Source organism: Thermosporothrix sp. COM3, from assembly GCF_059696735.1.
Genome location: NZ_AP019376.1, coordinates 6,439,607 through 6,455,773 on the forward strand (window position 1 = coordinate 6,439,607; position 16,167 = coordinate 6,455,773).

Here is a 16,167-nt window from a genome sequence, read left to right on the forward strand (position 1 = left end):
CTCTCTCCCTGGAGCTACTTTCGTCGCTTTGTGGTTGCATAGACCTCTTCGTACACTGCTAGCGTTGCCTCGGCCGTCTTCTTCCAGCTAAATTGCTGTGTTTGATAGCGAGCCCGTTCGCGCAGTGTTGAGCGCACGGTTTCATCGGTCAGGCCGCGCTTCATTGTCTCAACAAATGCATCCAGATTATCGGGATCAAAGGTCAGAGCAGCATCGCCGACAACCTCTGGCAGCGAGGTTCGGTTCGAGCAGGCAACAGGAGCGCCACAACAAAGGGCCTCAAGTGGCGGCAGACCAAAGCCCTCATATGCGGAAGGATAGACAAACAGACTGGCTCCGCTCATAATCGCTGGCTTATCTTCATCCTCAACAAAGCGATAGAGAATCTTTCCCTTTGCTTCCAGCTCGGCCCCAAAAGGGCGTGGGTCCGGGAAAAGCGGCCCCTTCTGCTTCTCCGGATTGCCCGAGACAAGTAGTTGAAGCTGTGGGTCTCCAAGCTCCTGATACAGGCGGACAAAAGCACGTACCAGTTGTGGCACGTTTTTTCGGTGATCGAGGCCCCCAAGATAGAAAATGTAGCGTTCACCGATACCATAACGCGCCCGCACACGAGCCAGGGTGTCGGGATCAGTAATCGGGCGGTACTCGTCACCGGCTGCCTGATAGATCACGCGAATGCGCTCTTCGGGAATGTGCAGCCGGTCGATAATATCCCGTTTGGCATGTTGAGAGATAGTGATGATCTTGCTGGCGTTGTGCGTTGCGCGTGCGACCAGTTGCATATAGAGCTTAACGCGTATGTCTCCCTGATAGGCTGGAAGGCGGAGCGGAATAATATCCTGAACCGAGACCACTGTTGGCGTTTGCGGAAAGAGGGGAGACGCAAAGTAGGGCACATGAAAGAGATCAACGCCCGCGGCCCGTGCTGCGGCTGGCCCGGTAATCTGTTCCCAGAAGACTTTTTCAATATTCTCATTCTTGCGAGCAAGCGTCGGAACCTGCCTGACTCGATAGGGAAAGGTGGGTTGCAGCGTGATCGGCTGAGGCCCGAACAGGAGATAGACATTGTGCTGATCTATCTCTTGGAGTGCTCGGACAAGCTGTGAAAGATATTGAGCGCTGCCATTAAAAGGTTGCTGGTAGAAAAGGGCATTGATACCTATTTTCATATGCCGAAATCCTTATCCGCGAAATTGGTTTCTCCTTGAGCGAGTCGTTCATAGAGCGAAAGGAGCTTCCGCGCCGAGTGCTCCCAGGTATAGTGTTTGACGTGTTGATAGCCTTTGGTACGTAGCTCTTGCCGCAACTGTTCGTCCTGAAGCAACCGGTCGATTGCATGTGCGATCTCTTCAACGCTGTGTGGGTCGACCAGGAGCGCCGCGTCACCGACGACCTCGGGCAAAGATGAGGTATTGGAGGTAATGACCGGAGCACCGCAGGCCATTGCTTCAAGCGGCGGGATGCCGAAGCCCTCAAAGTATGAGGGGAATGCGAAGATATCGGCCATACTATACAGGTGGATCAATTCGAGATCACTGACACGACCCAGAAAGCGGACATGCTTTTCTAGCTTGAGTTCACTGACCAGTTTTTGGGTCTCTTCATAGAGCCAGCCCTTGCCGCCAGCGATAGCTAACATGGCCGGCGCTTTCTTCTGCTGCAATAAGTGGTGGTACGCCTTGATCAGACCGAGATGGTTTTTCCGGGGTTCCAGGGTGCCAACAGCCAGAAGAAGCGGGTGTTTCAGGCTAAACTTATGCCGGGTGGCAGCCAGCAGCATGGGATTGGTCTCGCGGCGAAAATAGGGAGCCACGCCTGCTGGGATGGTTGCCAGCTTTTCGGCGGGAGCCTGAAAGTGTTTGATCAGAGTGCGGCTCACCTCGTGGGAAACGGTTGTGATGACGTCGGCTCGCTGCACTGAATCGGCCACCACTTTTTGCAGGTAGGCAGCGAGCGAAGGGACCGCATATTCGGGATGTTCAAGGAAGGCGAGATCGTGGATGGTGACAACGGTTCGCGTTCGCCTGCTGAGCGGTGGCAAGGCAAAATCTGGACCATGATAGATATCGGTTGGTCCAGTAAACAGTGTTGCGGGTAAAAGGGGGATTCGCCAGCGATACCAGAGAATATTCAAATAACGATCGGGAATCAGGGTGGCTTTCCCTCTGACGTGTTCGCCCTGTGGGAAGGGACGTTGCGCTGTCGGACGCCCACTGGTGAGCAGGGTATACTGGTTGTTCTGATCCTGGTGCAGAAGCGCCGAGACCAGAGAACGGACATAGGCCCCGATGCCTGCACCCTGTCGAATTGCCGCTGTATAATCAATTGCTATACGCATAGCTGATACTTCCATCCAATCTCTGGCTCGTTTCCTGGATTGTAACAGAGGGTACTATGAAGCGGCAATGTTCTGGTACCCTCTGCTCTTTCTGGACTAGCCCGGAGGCCAGCCGAATTGTCGGCCACCCAGGAGATGGAAGTGTAGATGATTGACCGACTGCCCCGCGTCCGGACCGATATTGGTGACAAAGCGATAGCCGGAATCCAGCTTGAGATCACGGGCCAGTTGATTCGCAACAGTGAAGACCTTCATCAGAATGTCCCCGTGTTCGGGTTTGAGCTCGGCCATAGAGGCGATGTGAGCACGGGGAATAATCAGGATATGGTGCGGGGCCTGCGGGTGAATGTCATTGAAGGCCACAACATCTTGATCCTGATAGACGATATCGCCGGGGATCTCGCCCGCTGCGATTTTGCAGAAAAGACAATCCGCCATACTATCCCTCTTTCAGAAAAGTAGAGGCAGGTGGCCAGGAGCTACTCTACCTCTACATGCGATTGTACCATGAATTGGGAAACGCTGAAAGCGGACAGTACCGTAAGCCTTATGCTTCGGTTGACTGTGCTGTTGCAGAGTTGACGCCCTGCTTCTCTTCGCTCTCCTCTTGTTGGGAAGCTTGCTGACGAAGAGCTTGTTGCTGTTCAAGCGCGTATTGTTTCGGGTCAAACTCTGTATGCAGCGACGGATCATTGTATTGAGGCAGGTTCATTTCAAGCCGAATGGCCTTAATTGCCTGATAGACAACGCCCGGCTTCAGCGAGAGCTGCTGAGCAATCAGTTTGTGGACACCAACAGGAGGTACAGGGAGCAAAGGCAAGTACTTATCTTTGATCCTTTCCAGTTCCTCCGCGCTACCCTTATAGGTCTGCACTTCCCACCAGCTCGGTATCTGCTGACGTTCGCGCAGATCCTTGATAATCTTCTTGACCGCTTTTTTGGGAACCCCAGTTTCTCGCGAAATTTGGGTTCGGATGCCATCAAACTCGGCTGGATTTGCCAGCTCAAGGTATCGAGCTTCAACCCGTGCAATTTGCTCCGGGGTTGGAATAAATGGCTGTGGTGGCGGTGTCTTCTCTTTCTGAACTTTAGGTTGCGAATTCGGCCTGGGGCCTTTTGCTTTCATTCCCTGGCGTGGGGCTCCCTGTCGAGGGGGTACGGGACGAGAGAACCGATTATTGGGCCGTGGTCCGCGTCCGAAACCGCCCTCCATTGGCGGACGCTGTCGCGGTCCGGGCATGGCAGGGCCACGGTCCTGACGGTAGCCACCGGAGGCAGGATATCCGCCCATAGGGTGACGATAACCGCCGGGCCCACGCTGGAAATTGTCGCGATAGCCGGAAGGGCCTCTGTTCCCCATTTCACGATAGTGAGACGGCTCGCGATAATACGGGTGTTCCCGGTAATTGCCCTGTTCACGATAGTGAGCGGGACCGCGCTCCTGGCGGTATCCGCTATGCCCTCCCTGTTGCCCGTAGGGGGAAGGCCAGACAGGTTTATTTCGGGTATCCCGTATGCCAGGGGATGGTGGTGCCTTTGGTCGTTGCTGTGGCGGCTGTTCGGGCTGGCTTACCTTGATATCATCCAATGAGTCTAGCCACTGGTTCGTTCCCCTCTGGGCCGGTTTCGGCTTGGGAGGAGGTGGTGCCTGGCGGTTAGAAACCGGCCCCATTGGGCTACTGGGGCGACTATGCATTGTTGGAGGATTCTTTGCCGCCAATTTCTCTTTTCTGGCTTTTTGCGTGCAATCAGGGCAAGTTACTTCTCTCGCATTGGCCGACTGAAACCACTTGCCGCAGGTAATGCAGCGCATTTTAATTTTGCTCATGCGCGAACTCCCCTGTACCATCAGAAGATTACAACACGTTCTGCGTCGGAATGCACTTTTTAGTATAACAGGTTGTACCGATGGTGTCACCCCGTCATGGTATGGGTCAGTAAATCTCAAGATGGAGTCTTTTGCGGTGCATGATGATACGCATCCCGCCTGTTCATGCGCTTTGAGGGGCCTGAGATTCCTGGGAAAATAGGGACTGCGGGGTACTAAAAGATTGCGACGTCCTGCGGGAGAGGGACTCATTGGAGCCCCCTCTCGGTTTAACTGTGCGCCTTGTCCATCTCACGGAAAAAGCGCTCGACATCGCGCACATTTATGGTCTTGCGGGCCGGGGGGAGGGCGTTCAGGACCAGCCGCCCATAGCCTTTGGTATGGAGGCGTGTATCAAGAATTGCCATCACGCCTCGGTCTGTGCGTGTACGGAGCAGGCGACCTATGCCCTGTTTCAGTCGTAAGACAGCCTGCGGCAGGACATAATCGCCGAACCAGTTCTCGCCATTGGCTTTCATATGAGCAACGCGGGCTTCGTGGACGGGATCATCAGGCGGATCAAAGGGAAGCTTGTCAATGACGACCAGCGAAAGAGCATCACCGGCTATGTCAACTCCTTCCCAGAAGCTTTTCAAGCCGAAAAGGACCGCGCCCTCTTCCTGCCGAAACCGCCGTGTGAGCTCAAGCCGTGTCATGTCACCCTGTTTGAGCAGCGGGTATGAGAGATGCGGTGCCATCAACTCATAGGCCCTGTCAAGCATGCGCTTGCTTGAGAAGAGCAGAAAGGCCCGCCCACGCGAGAGCTTCACCAGCCGGTACATTTCGCGGGCAATGGCTTTCATATATTCATCGGACCCTGCGCCATAGGCCGGGGCCGGGAGATCGCGCGGTACATACAGCAGTGCGTTCTGTTCGTAATCGAACGTTAATGGCAGAATGCTTTCGAGCACGTCAGGACGTTCTTCCGGTTCCAGCCCGATCCGACGCCGAAAATACTGGAAATTCGGACGCCTGTCCTCGGGGCGGTTGCCTCCGGAACTGACAGTTGCCAGCGTGGCGGAGGTACAGATGACATTGCACTTGTTGAAGAGCTTTTCCTTCAGCCAGCGGGTAATGTCCAGAGGTGAGGCCGAGACCTGAAGCTGTGTGTTGGCGCGATTCTGACGTGGACCTGAGCCCTCAACTCGCTCGATATAATAGACGTACCGCGAGGTGTCAGCGACCGAGAAGACCAGCCTGACATTTTCGGCAAGGTTCTGCGTGCGCTTCAACAGTTTATCGTACAGTTGTGCATCTTTTTCGGGCAGATCCTTCGGGCGCTGCCGCCGGAGTGAGCTTCCCAGGTCTTCCAGGGCGCTTGCGAGATAGAGCCCCTCTTCAAGCTGCTCCTCAAGGTTCACACGGCCTTTATATCCGGTTTCCATGATCTGCTCAAGCCGTATCCACATCTTTTGAGCTGCATTGAAGACCTCGGCTTGCAGGCTTTGCTGGCTGTGGTCTTTAAGCATACGCTGAGCCAGCAGGGTCTGAATCTGGTTCGGCCCGATGGTGACGGTAAAGGAGCGCGTTGCCTCCTCTTCCAGATGGTGTGCCTCGTCCACTATGATGACATCGCGTTCGGGGAGCAAGAAGCCGTCCATCAGTGTGTCAAGCAACAGAAGCGTGTGGTTAACGATAATTACCTGTGAGCGCTCGGCGCGCTCACGCATCTGCCGGATATAGCAATCACCAAAATAATTACATTTTGTCCATGCGCACTGATCTCTATCAGTCGCGATTCGCCCGCGAACGTCGGCAGGAAGTTGGAAGCCAAGTGTTTCAAAGTCGCCGGTAAAGGAGCTTTCTGGATCGTTGATGACATCAAGCAGCCGCTGGAACTCTTGATGCTTTGTATAGACCTGCATGCCGAAACGCTCCTGATCGAGGCGGTCGAGGCAGATATAGTTGTTAACGCCTTTGACCAGTGCCGCTTCAAAAGGCTTGATATGCTTTTGAACGAAGGGAATATCTTTATAATAGAGTTGTTCTTGCAGGGCTTTATTGGCTGTGCTGACGATAGCGACTTTGCCGGAACGTACAACCGGAATCAAATACGCCAGTGATTTACCCGTGCCGGTTCCAGCCTCAATGATCGCAGGCACATGGTGCGAAAGAGATCGCGCGACCAGGCTTGCCATTTCAAGCTGTGCCGGACGCTCTTCGTAGCCTGGGAGACTGCGTGAGAGTGAGCCGCCCTGACGGAGATCGGCGCTGACGATGCGCTGCAATGTTGTTTCAGGTATTGGCTCTGGTTCAGCCTCCTTTGGGGCCTCCGGTTCAAGTGAACGCTGCACCTCTTCGGGCTTCTCAGATTGGTATGTGGGCTGCGAATCGGGCGGTTTGATTGTCTCAGGCTCGCTTTTTGGCTCAACTGGCAGAATTGGTTCAGGAAGGCGCGGCGTTGCTGGTGGGGGTGAGGCAGGTTCTTGAGAGACGATCGCACGAATCCTACGGACGGGCTTGTTGAGGTCCAACGGCAGATGCATCAGGGCATGCAAATAGTTATTCGAGAACGCATAGGTATCTGGAAAGCGATCCTGTGGGTCGCGAGCCAGGGCCTTGAGCAATACCGTTGCGACATCCTGGGAGAGTGCAGGATTCAGGCTGGTTGGATGCGGAATCTCATTTTCCACTTGTTGGCGTTGCAGCTCTTCTCGCTCGCTGGCCTCATAGGGACGACGACCGCAGAGCCATTCATAAACGATGGCCGCGAGGGCGTATTGATCGCTGGCTGCTTCTGGCTCGCCACGAAGTTGTTCGGGTGCCATATAAGGTATGGCAGCTGTCAGATCATCCAGCGAAACGCCAGGAATAGGAATGGTAAAGCCGGTGAGGAGTGGGCCTGCTGGCGTTTTGATAAAAACCCGGGGATGTAGATTCCCATGAATGATATTGCGGGTATGGGCATAATTAAGCGATTGGGCGATCGGGGTCAGGATCTGTTTGACCTCAGCGGCTGTATGCAGTTGTCCGGGTTGAAAGATCCAGGCGCTGTCGGGATCATAGTACTCAAAAACAAGATAAGGGCGGTCACCCTCAAATGCTTCGGCCTGGAGACTGGCAATTCCGCGATCCTTCAACTTATGTAGCTTTTTGGCATAGGTAAGAAATGCGGTTTTTGCTTCATCGGTAGTGAGTGGTTGGTGATAGCATTTGAGAAGAATCTCTTTTTTACGATGCTGTCCACGATAATACGTATATGCTGTATCGGTGCGCAGCAGAGCGGAGATCGTGTATGACCCGATCTGTCGCAGCTCTACCTCCGTCATGTTTTCCTCGCTTCCCCCTGAAAAACTGAACATCTGTTTTGGCCTCTGTGTGCCAGTATAGCATAGGTGCTTGTGAGGGGACAATCATTCCCAGCTTTTGGGCCGGGTGATCGGGGTCGTATTTCGTGATTGAGGTGAGAGAAGGCTGTTTTTTCTTGCCTACTTGACAGTACCGTTTGGGTAGAGTATCATTAGTGTAATGATTACACTAAGTGGCGCTCTGGCAGGAAAATGATGGTATTAGTTGCTGAGGCAGCAATGCTATTATTATACTTGAAATGGCAAAAAGTGTCGAGGCGGTAGAGAGCGACCGCTTCTGGTTGGTAGAAACCATAGTTCAGATTGAAAAGAGCTTGTGAGAGTAGATGGAAGAAGTAACAAGCAAACAGCAAAACAGGGAAGCGTCGAAGAAGCCGCAAACAGAGGCGCAGGCGCATGGGTATGACCCGAACAAATATGAGCGGCCCTCTGTCACTGTAGACGTCGTAATGATGAGCGTGCGACAGAAAGATCTACAGGTTTTGCTGGTTAAACGGCGTTCCTGGCCGTATGAGGGCATGTGGGCAATTCCGGGAGGCTTCGTCAATATGGACGAGTCTCTAGAGGATGCGGCAAAGCGAGAGTTGCAGGAAGAGACAAACGTTGAGAACGTTTATCTGGAACAGCTCTACACCTTTGGTGATCCCGGACGAGACCCTCGTACTCGCGTGATTACAGTCGTCTATTTTGCTCTACTTGACTCCGAACGTCTGCACGTGAAGGCGGCCAGTGATGCAGCAGACGTGCGGTGGTTCTCGGTCTATAATCTGCCACCGCTGGCGTTCGATCATGCCAAAATCCTTGATTATGCGCTATCACGCCTGCGGGGCAAGCTGGAGTATACGACGATTGCCTTTAGCCTTTTGCCTGAACAGTTCACGCTGCGGGAATTGCAGCATGTTTACGAAATTATTCTGAACAAAGAGATGGACAAACGAAATTTCCGCAAGAAAATTCTTGCAACAGGTATTCTGGAAGATACTGGAGAGCGGAAGATGGAGGGAACGCATCGACCAGCACGCCTGTACCGTTTTAACCCGGCAGCTGAGCATAAGCTATAAGCCGGTACTGAGGAGATCAGAAAAGATGACACAATCAACGCTTCCAGAAAATGTGATCGAGCAATCCATCCCTTTCTTGCAGGAATTGGTTTCCTGGGAAAAGCAGCTGCCCTCGCTGGCATGGAATGACTTCGTGCTTGAGGCACAACAGGGAAAGGTCGCCCTGTTCAGCGTGGATATGCTGAATGGCTTCTGCTATGAGGGACCGCTTTCCAGTCCGCGTGTCAAATCAATTGTACCGCAGGTTGTTGAGGCAGTGAAGGGGGCCTTTGCGCTGGGAGTGCGTCATTTCGTGCTGGCGGAGGATCATCACCCCGCTGATGCGGTTGAGTTTGCGGATTTCCCTCCTCACTGCCAGATTGGTTCCGTAGAGGCGCAGACTATTCCAGAACTGTTGGAACTCCCCGCCGCCGAGCTCTACACAATTATACCCAAGAACTCCTTGAACGCTTTCCATGGAACCGGGCTCGGCAAATGGCTGGAAGAGCATCGGGAGCTTGAAGTTGCCGTCATTGTTGGTGACTGCACCGATCTCTGTATCTATCAGATGGCAATGCATTTAAAGCTGCATGCTAATGCCACGAATCGCAAGCTCCGCGTGATTGTTCCCGCCAATGCGGTTCAGACATACGATACGCCAGTTGAGACCGCAAAGGAGCTTGGTATCCTGCCCCATAACGGCGATCTCCTGCATCTGATTTTCCTGTATCATATGCGGCTCAATGGGGTTGAGGTCGTTCGCGAGATTCGCTAGTCAATCGAGAGAAGCGGGACGCAATAAGAGTGCGTCCCGTTATTCTTTTCGGCCCAGCCGTGCTGTGCAATAGGAAATCTGCGAAGGCGTCCAGCCAATATAGTCAATCCTGGTGCCTATGGGCGTTTCAAGCAACGTTCCTTCTGTTGTCAGGGGAAGATCTTCATGTGCATCCCAGAGCACCGGAAGCTCGGTTGCCTCGTGCTCTCTCTCCTGTGGTACCGGAACCGGGTAGAGTCGCCGGGTGAAGGTGTCGAAGAAGTGACGTGGCACATGCAGGATCTCGCGTCGCCAGACCAGCTTTCCGCTCTCGTTGGTTGAAGGCGTCTCCTCATTTGTGGGCACAGCGGCGGTATGAAGTAGCATGGCGAAACGTTGCGCTTCCTGGGGGGAAAGGGTGAGCCGCTCTACATAGCGATGCCGGGGATTCAGCGTTGCCAGCACCTGGGCGCCATAATGCAGAAACCTGCGCATCCAGGGAGACGGATCGACCAGATAGGTTCCCCACTCGTGGGTGACAATGGTTTCTCCCTGCCGCTGATGCTTACTGTTCCACACCTGATAAAAGCTGTGTTTCTCTTTAAAGTCACAGCGACACTCATTCCAGGAAGGATACCCCCGCCGACGAATCTCTTTTCGGACATATCCAGTAACTGCTGTCAGCGCTGTTGTTACACCTAATGCAACTCCTGCCAGGAGGAGACGGTTGGATAGGCGACCATTATTGTTCATATTGATTGTGCGACATCTCAGCCCCGGTTGCTCTTGCCAGGACAACTCCGGGACAGGTGTGCCGCCCTCCTTTCTTGAACATATAGCTATCAGCGCATGATACAGGTGGCGAGCCTCGATCGTGTCAGCCAAAGGATCTGCCAGTAAGGTGTTCTCTGCCCTCTTTCACGCTCTGAGTGGGGCGGGATGTTTCCAGAAGGTGGCACCCTAGAGGGTAAGCGCATCCGATTGATATGGTATTTCTAGCAGATCAAGCAGGCCGAAGAGCGAATGGATCAGCAGACAATCAACAGACTGCTCGTTGAGCTGCTTCCGGCGATCGAGAAGAATGGGTGTTATACCTGCCGAACGGGCTCCCAGGACGTCCTGTACATAAGTATCGCCGATATGGACGGTATAATCTGGAATAGCGTCTGCTCGTTCCAGTGCCATTTGATAGAGCATCGGTGATGGTTTGGCGTACTGAGCCGTTGCGGAGATGAGCACACAATCAAAGTAGGGAATAAGTCGCAGCTCGCGCAGGATTGGCCCCAGGCTGATCCCCCAATCTGAGATAACTCCCATCGTGTAGTCTCGCTCTTTAAGCGCGTTCAGGGTTGGAAGCACATCGGAATATGGTTCCCAGTGGGTGTGCTTATCAAATTCCTGAGTGATCTCAAAGGCAAGTTGATGGAGCCGCTCTTCGTCGTCTTCCTCGACAAAGGGACGGAGCAAATTCTGATAGTAATCGACCCAGAACGCCTGAATCGCTTGCTCACTGGCCCAGGTATGACGATTCGCTCGCTGTTGCTGTAGAAAGTAGCCCTCTGCCTCGCGCATTCGTCCCTGAATCTGTTCAAGGTGAATATGCAAGCCCAGTTGCTGTGCTACTTCCTGGCAGATTTCAGGAGTCGTGCGGGTGGGGCGTAACAGCGTAAAGCCTGCATCGAAAAAGATGGTGCGGATAGATTGTGGATGCTCAATCGGCATAGCTCTAAACTTTCCAGGTGGTTTGCGTATTCTTTCGTTGTTGCGTCGAGTGCTGCTGCGCAAGGCATCCCTCATAGTGAGCGTTCACAACAGGATTTTTTCCTGTTTTTGCGAAGCAGCGGTTGCTGAAAGTCTAGCATGTGCCCGGGATACGTGTCAATAAGCACTCGTGCGTTCTGTGAGCACAGCTTTCAGAAAGAGTGCTGGCATATTTAAGAGGAGGGAAAGGTGCTGTGTCTGCTTGACTCGAAGGGCTATTTCATGGTATGCTCATCTGTATGAACCGCGATTATGAAGCCGCGATAGACTACATTCTATTCGCCGACCATCCCACAAAACATATGTCGCATGGTCTGGCCGCATAAGCCTGGAGACGCTCTGCTTATGCGGCGGATAAGTGGCGTCATGCGAGCCATCGTACCTGCTACAACTCCTCTTTGGGCAGGGTTGGTTTTTCGTGCACTGCTTTTCCTCCTCTGTTCCTGAATCCCAATATACATGTTTCCCCTCTTTTGGGCGCTCTCTCTGCCTGCATGGGCAGAATATCGGTTTCCAGGTTCTTCCCTGTTTTTCATGTTTCCATGTTTTGCTTTGGAGGAATATATGCTTTTGGTGAACCTGGCAAAAGTAACAAAAGATTTTGGCGGAAATCCCGTTTTTCGGGATATCGATCTTGAAATTATAGATGGAGAGCGCATCGGGCTGGTGGGTGAAAACGGCAGCGGGAAATCCACGCTGTTCAAGCTGATCACCGGGCAAGAGCAGCCAACCTCTGGCACGGTTGCACGCAAGCGGAACCTGACCATTGGCTATCTCTCGCAGGAGGTAGACCCGGCACTGTTGAACCTGACGGTGTTTGAGGCGGCCTCGGCACTTTCTCCGGAGCTCCTGGAGCTTCCGGGGCGAATGCAGATGTTAGAGGCATTGATGTCTGATCCCGATGTCGCCGCTGATGCTGACCGTATGGAACGCGTGCTTGAGGAGTACAGCACCTTGCAGGAGCGCTATGAGGCACTAGGAGGTTATACGCTTGAACATCGAGTGGCTGCTGTTCTGACCGGGCTTGGCTTTGCTCCACATGAACATAGTCTGCCGATGAGCGCGTTAAGCGGCGGTGAGAAGAAATTAGTCAATCTGGCGCGGATTCTGGTCCAGGCGCCCGATCTGCTGTTGCTTGATGAGCCCGATAATCACCTTGATCTACATGCGAAGGAATGGCTTGAACAATATATCAGGGATTATCCCGGTGCTGTACTGCTTATCTCACATGACCGTCATCTGCTGGATAAGACGGTGCGCAAGATTTTCCAGCTTGAGGATGGCACTGTGACGGTTTTTGCCGGAAACTATAGCGCCTATGTTTTGGAGCGCGATAATCGGCTCCAAAAGCAAATGGAGATGCATAACTTGCAGCAGCGCGAGATCAAGCGTCTGAAGCAGAGTATGTATCGGCTGAAGCAATGGGCGAAGATCAATAGCGACTTTGCTTCGCGTGCACGCTATATGGAGCGCCGGGTTGAGCAGCTCAAACAGGACGCTGTTGATCGTCCAATTATGGAGCGTGATCGGATCAAGATTCAGCTTGAGAGCGAGCGAAGCGGCAAGAAGGTGCTGGAGGTGCAGGGGCTCAGTCAGGAGGTCTCTGGCACCCTGCTATTTCAGCCCTTTGATCTGACCGTTCTCTATGGGGAACGGGTTGGCATTATCGGGGCGAATGGCAGCGGTAAAACGACGCTGATGAAAACGATGATGGGTATGTTGCCACCTGCCAGCGGGACAGTGAAAATTGGGGCCAGTGTCGTTCCCGGTTACTATTCGCAGGAACAGGAGACGCTCCCCTTTGAGAGCACACCTCTGGAGTTTGTGCGCCGTTTGAAGAAGTTCACTGAAGGGCAGGCAATTGCATTCTTGAATCGCTTCCTGTTTTCGGTCAACGATGTGCATACACCCATTGGGCGCCTGAGTGGTGGGGAGAAGAGTCGGCTACAGATTGCGCGTTTGATGCTGACAGAAGCGAACTGTCTGCTGCTGGATGAGCCAACCAACAACCTTGATATTGCTTCTACCGAGGTCCTGGAAGAGGCGCTGCTTGATTTTGAGGGTACGGTGCTGATGATCTCGCATGATCGCTACTTTCTGGATACGATAGCAACCAGAATTGTCGAGATCGGTCCGGATCGCAAGGTGCGTGTCTACCCGGGCAACTATTCTGAATACCTGGAGATGTGTGGCTGAGATGGAACAACAGCAAGGATTTTCTGCACTCCCGCAGACATTACAGGAGCTGCTAGAGCCATATAAGACGGCTGGAATGATTGCAGACGAGATCGGCTGCTCGCTTTCACGTGTCTTTCAAATTGGCCCTTATTACCTGAAGATGACGCCAGAAAGCGCTGCAATCAAGTTGCTAGCCGAAAAAGAACGACTTGAGTGGCTACAGGGAAGGCTGCCTGTACCGCAGGTGCACTTTTATGGTCAGGATGAGCGCTTTGAATATCTGCTGCTCTCGACGGTTCCCGGCAAACTCAGTTGTGATCGCTTGTTTCTGTCGGATTTACCCGCACTGGTTCGCCTGCTGGCAGAGGGTTTGCGCCAGATCCATGCCATTCCTATCGCGGATTGTCCGTTTGATATGCGGCTGGAACAGCGGTTGAGCCGGGCTCGTTCCTATGTCTATAGCAATCGAATCGCGGATGCGCCTTCGTGGGCGTTTCGGAGTGCGGAGGAGGCACGAGCGCTCTATGAGCGGTTGGCTCAGACGCAACCGCCCGAGGATCCGGTGTTGACGCATGGTGATTATTGTCTACCAAACATTCTGATCCAGTCATGGCGCATCAGTGGCTTTATTGATCTGGCTCAGGCAGGCGTGGCTGATCGCTACTTTGATCTGGCCCTGGCCTGTCGCAGCTTGCTCTACAACTTTCCCGAGGCGGAGCCGCTGCTTCCTGAGTTCTTCCAGACGTATGGTATCTCGTCGGTTGACCGGGAGAAGCTGGACTATTATCGGTTGCTCGATGAGTTGACCGAGTTGTGAGATGGTCGGGGAGGCTTTCCCCGCCATTTCGCTATTGCGCTGCTCTCCTTTTGTAGGATATAGTGCAAAAGGGAAGAATTCCTTCTTTCAAGGGGGTCTTTGCTGTGTGGCCTGACCGAAGCGCTACAAAGGAGAAGAGACGATGGTATATGAATGTATTGAGGTCACGTATTCCGATACGTTTGCAACCCTGACGTTGAATAACCCGAAGCGGCGCAATGCGCTCTCGCTCAAGTGTATGCAGGAAGTAACTGCGGCGTTGCGTGAGATTGGTGATAGCTCGGCGCGTGGCGTGATACTGGCCGCGAATGGACCCGCGTTCAGTGCCGGGCATGACTTCGCCGATATGGCTGGCGCTGATCTGGACTTTATGCGCAAGCTGCTGAAGACCTGTACCATCATGATGGACACCATTCAGGAGATCCCACAGCCAGTGCTGGCGCGAGTGCATGCGATTGCGACGGCCGCAGGCTGTCAGCTTGTGGCGACCTGTGATCTGGCAGTTGCCTCTACAGAAGCCTCTTTTGCGACACCGGGCGGAAAAGGTGGCTGGTTCTGTACCACGCCAATGGTGGCGTTAAGCCGCAATATCGGACGCAAGCGGGCGCTGGAAATGCTGCTGACGGGTGACCCGATCGATGCTCAGACGGCCTATGAATGGGGGCTGGTCAATCGGGTAGTGCCGCCCGAGAAGCTGGAAGAAGAGTCTCTTCGTTTGTTGGGGGCAGCGACGCGGGGAAGTTTTTTCTCGAAGGAGATGGGCAAGCAGGCATACTATGCGCAGATTGAGATGCCACAGCCGCTTGCTTACTCCTATGCAATTGAGGTGATGGCGGCGGCCTCACAGACGCCTGATGCACAGGAAGGGATGCAGGCGTTTCTGGAAAAGCGGAAGCCGCGCTTTCAGGAGCGCTCATAAATGGAAGCAAGGCCGTGCTACGCGCATGGTCTTTTAGATAAAAAAGGGGTTGGAAAACCTGACAATGGCTGAAAATTGGCAACTGTCACGAGGGCTGGAGAGACTGCCGCATGACGAGGTCCATGTCTGGCAGGCCCGTATCACGCTTGCCGCAACGGCAAAAGATCCGCTTGTGCAGCCGTTCCGCGCTGTGCTTGCGCCTGATGAGCGCGAGCGAGCAGATCGCTTCTTCTTTGAGAAAGACCGGGTCTGCTTTACGGTGGCGCGTGGGCTGTTGCGCATGTTGCTGGCGAACTATCTTCTGTGCAGACCTGAGGCGATCCGCTTTTCCTACACATCATATGGCAAGCCGTTTCTGGCCGAGCCTCGCTCTACGCTTCAGTTTAATATCTCCCATTCGCGAGACCTGGCGCTTTTCTCATTCACCCATGAACGGGCTGTGGGCGTTGATATCGAATATATGCGCGATGTCGAGTTCGCTGCACTAGCCGCTCACTCCTTCTCGGCACATGAGCAAGAAACCTTGCGCTCCTTGCCTCCTGAACTGGTTCGACAGGGGTTCTATAACTGCTGGTCGCGCAAGGAAGCCTATATCAAGGCGCGTGGTCTGGGGCTCTCGCTGCCGCTTGGTTCTTTTGATGTCTCCCTGCGTCCCGGAGAGCCAGCCCAACTGCTGGCCTCGCGAGAGGAGCCACCACAGGATATCACGCGCTGGCAAATGGTCGCGCTGGATGTAGCGCCGGAATATGCGGCTGCGCTGGCTGTTGAGGGTCAGGACTGGCAACTGAGATGCTGGTGTTATGAGCAGTAAAAGAAACGGTACCCGCTAGAGCCGCGGGTACCGCTGCGCTTTCAATCATCGTAGTGAGACATCGGGCCGGTCCTTTCTGTAATGCTGCAAGCGTTTTTCGGGTGGACTGCTACAGAGACGGCCTACGAGGGTGCTGTTGAGCATTCGCGCGCTATGTGTAGGGGCAACTATAAGTGCGAGAATGCATGGCACAGGTAAAACGATTCTCCTACTATTGTTATACCTGAACTTCACTGAGAATCAGGGGCTTTTTCACGAGGAAATCACATTGTGTCCCGAGGAGAAAGAAGCTGTAATCCGCCCGCTCTTACGATCAAGTAGGTTGCAGAAACAGTAATGGGGTCGCAAGTTTTATGGATGGACTGTAGAAATGC

Annotated in this window: 13 protein-coding genes; 6 read left to right on the forward strand and 7 right to left on the reverse strand. The window is 53.6% G+C overall.

Features of this window, described 5'->3' with window-relative positions; genetic code table 11:
• Positions 1-14: 14 nt before the first annotated feature.
• The 5 genes from KTH_RS27605 to KTH_RS27625 all read right to left on the reverse strand — a co-directional run bounded on the left by KTH_RS27605 (position 15) and on the right by KTH_RS27625 (position 7,474).
• Complete coding sequence (locus KTH_RS27605) at positions 15-1,169, reverse strand: glycosyltransferase family 4 protein (RefSeq protein WP_111324617.1); 1,155 nt, start codon at positions 1,167-1,169, stop codon at positions 15-17.
• Positions 1,166-2,338 carry a glycosyltransferase family 4 protein gene (locus KTH_RS27610; RefSeq protein WP_497622113.1) on the reverse strand — a complete coding sequence of 391 codons (1,173 nt, stop codon included), beginning with the start codon at positions 2,336-2,338 and terminating at the stop codon, positions 1,166-1,168. The genes KTH_RS27605 and KTH_RS27610 overlap by 4 nt, the downstream gene beginning before the upstream one ends.
• Before the next feature lie 96 nt (positions 2,339-2,434).
• A complete protein-coding gene (locus KTH_RS27615; protein ID WP_111324619.1) occupies positions 2,435-2,776 on the reverse strand; it encodes a histidine triad nucleotide-binding protein in 342 nt (113 codons plus the stop codon).
• 109 nt (positions 2,777-2,885) lie between these two features.
• Positions 2,886-4,166: a hypothetical protein gene (locus KTH_RS27620; protein WP_137686194.1), complete on the reverse strand. Its 1,281-nt coding sequence runs from the start codon at positions 4,164-4,166 to the stop codon at positions 2,886-2,888.
• A 269-nt stretch (positions 4,167-4,435) separates the two neighbouring features.
• Positions 4,436-7,474 carry a helicase C-terminal domain-containing protein gene (locus KTH_RS27625; protein WP_170142792.1) on the reverse strand — a complete coding sequence of 1,013 codons (3,039 nt, stop codon included), beginning with the start codon at positions 7,472-7,474 and terminating at the stop codon, positions 4,436-4,438.
• 365 nt (positions 7,475-7,839) lie between these two features.
• Here KTH_RS27625 and KTH_RS27630 point away from each other — a divergent pair, with 365 nt between their 5' ends.
• Complete coding sequence (locus tag KTH_RS27630) at positions 7,840-8,574, forward strand: NUDIX hydrolase (protein WP_111324623.1); 735 nt, start codon at positions 7,840-7,842, stop codon at positions 8,572-8,574.
• Between the two features lie 25 nt (positions 8,575-8,599).
• Complete coding sequence (locus KTH_RS27635; RefSeq protein ID WP_111324624.1) at positions 8,600-9,328, forward strand: cysteine hydrolase family protein; 729 nt, start codon at positions 8,600-8,602, stop codon at positions 9,326-9,328.
• Between the two features lie 39 nt (positions 9,329-9,367).
• On the opposite strand, the gene KTH_RS27640 is transcribed toward KTH_RS27635, so the two are convergent.
• The gene (locus KTH_RS27640) at positions 9,368-10,192 is read right to left on the reverse strand and encodes a hypothetical protein (RefSeq protein ID WP_111324625.1); all 825 of its coding nucleotides are present in this window, start codon (positions 10,190-10,192) and stop codon (positions 9,368-9,370) included.
• A 75-nt stretch (positions 10,193-10,267) separates the two neighbouring features.
• Entirely contained in the window at positions 10,268-11,029 is a 762-nt protein-coding gene (locus KTH_RS27645) for an HAD-IA family hydrolase (RefSeq protein WP_170142793.1), read from the reverse strand.
• 603 nt (positions 11,030-11,632) lie between these two features.
• Here KTH_RS27645 and KTH_RS27650 point away from each other — a divergent pair.
• The 4 genes from KTH_RS27650 (at position 11,633) to KTH_RS27665 (ending at position 15,793) form a co-directional block, all read left to right on the forward strand.
• The gene (locus KTH_RS27650; RefSeq protein WP_170142794.1) at positions 11,633-13,264 is read left to right on the forward strand and encodes an ABC-F family ATP-binding cassette domain-containing protein; all 1,632 of its coding nucleotides are present in this window, start codon (positions 11,633-11,635) and stop codon (positions 13,262-13,264) included.
• Position 13,265: 1 nt separating this feature from the next.
• Positions 13,266-14,063: an APH(3') family aminoglycoside O-phosphotransferase gene (locus tag KTH_RS27655; RefSeq protein ID WP_111324629.1), complete on the forward strand. Its 798-nt coding sequence runs from the start codon at positions 13,266-13,268 to the stop codon at positions 14,061-14,063.
• Positions 14,064-14,205: 142 nt separating this feature from the next.
• Entirely contained in the window at positions 14,206-14,982 is a 777-nt protein-coding gene (locus KTH_RS27660; protein WP_111324630.1) for an enoyl-CoA hydratase, read from the forward strand.
• A gap of 64 nt (positions 14,983-15,046) precedes the next feature.
• Positions 15,047-15,793 carry a 4'-phosphopantetheinyl transferase family protein gene (locus KTH_RS27665; protein ID WP_111324631.1) on the forward strand — a complete coding sequence of 249 codons (747 nt, stop codon included), beginning with the start codon at positions 15,047-15,049 and terminating at the stop codon, positions 15,791-15,793.
• The last annotated feature ends 374 nt before the right edge of the window (positions 15,794-16,167 follow it).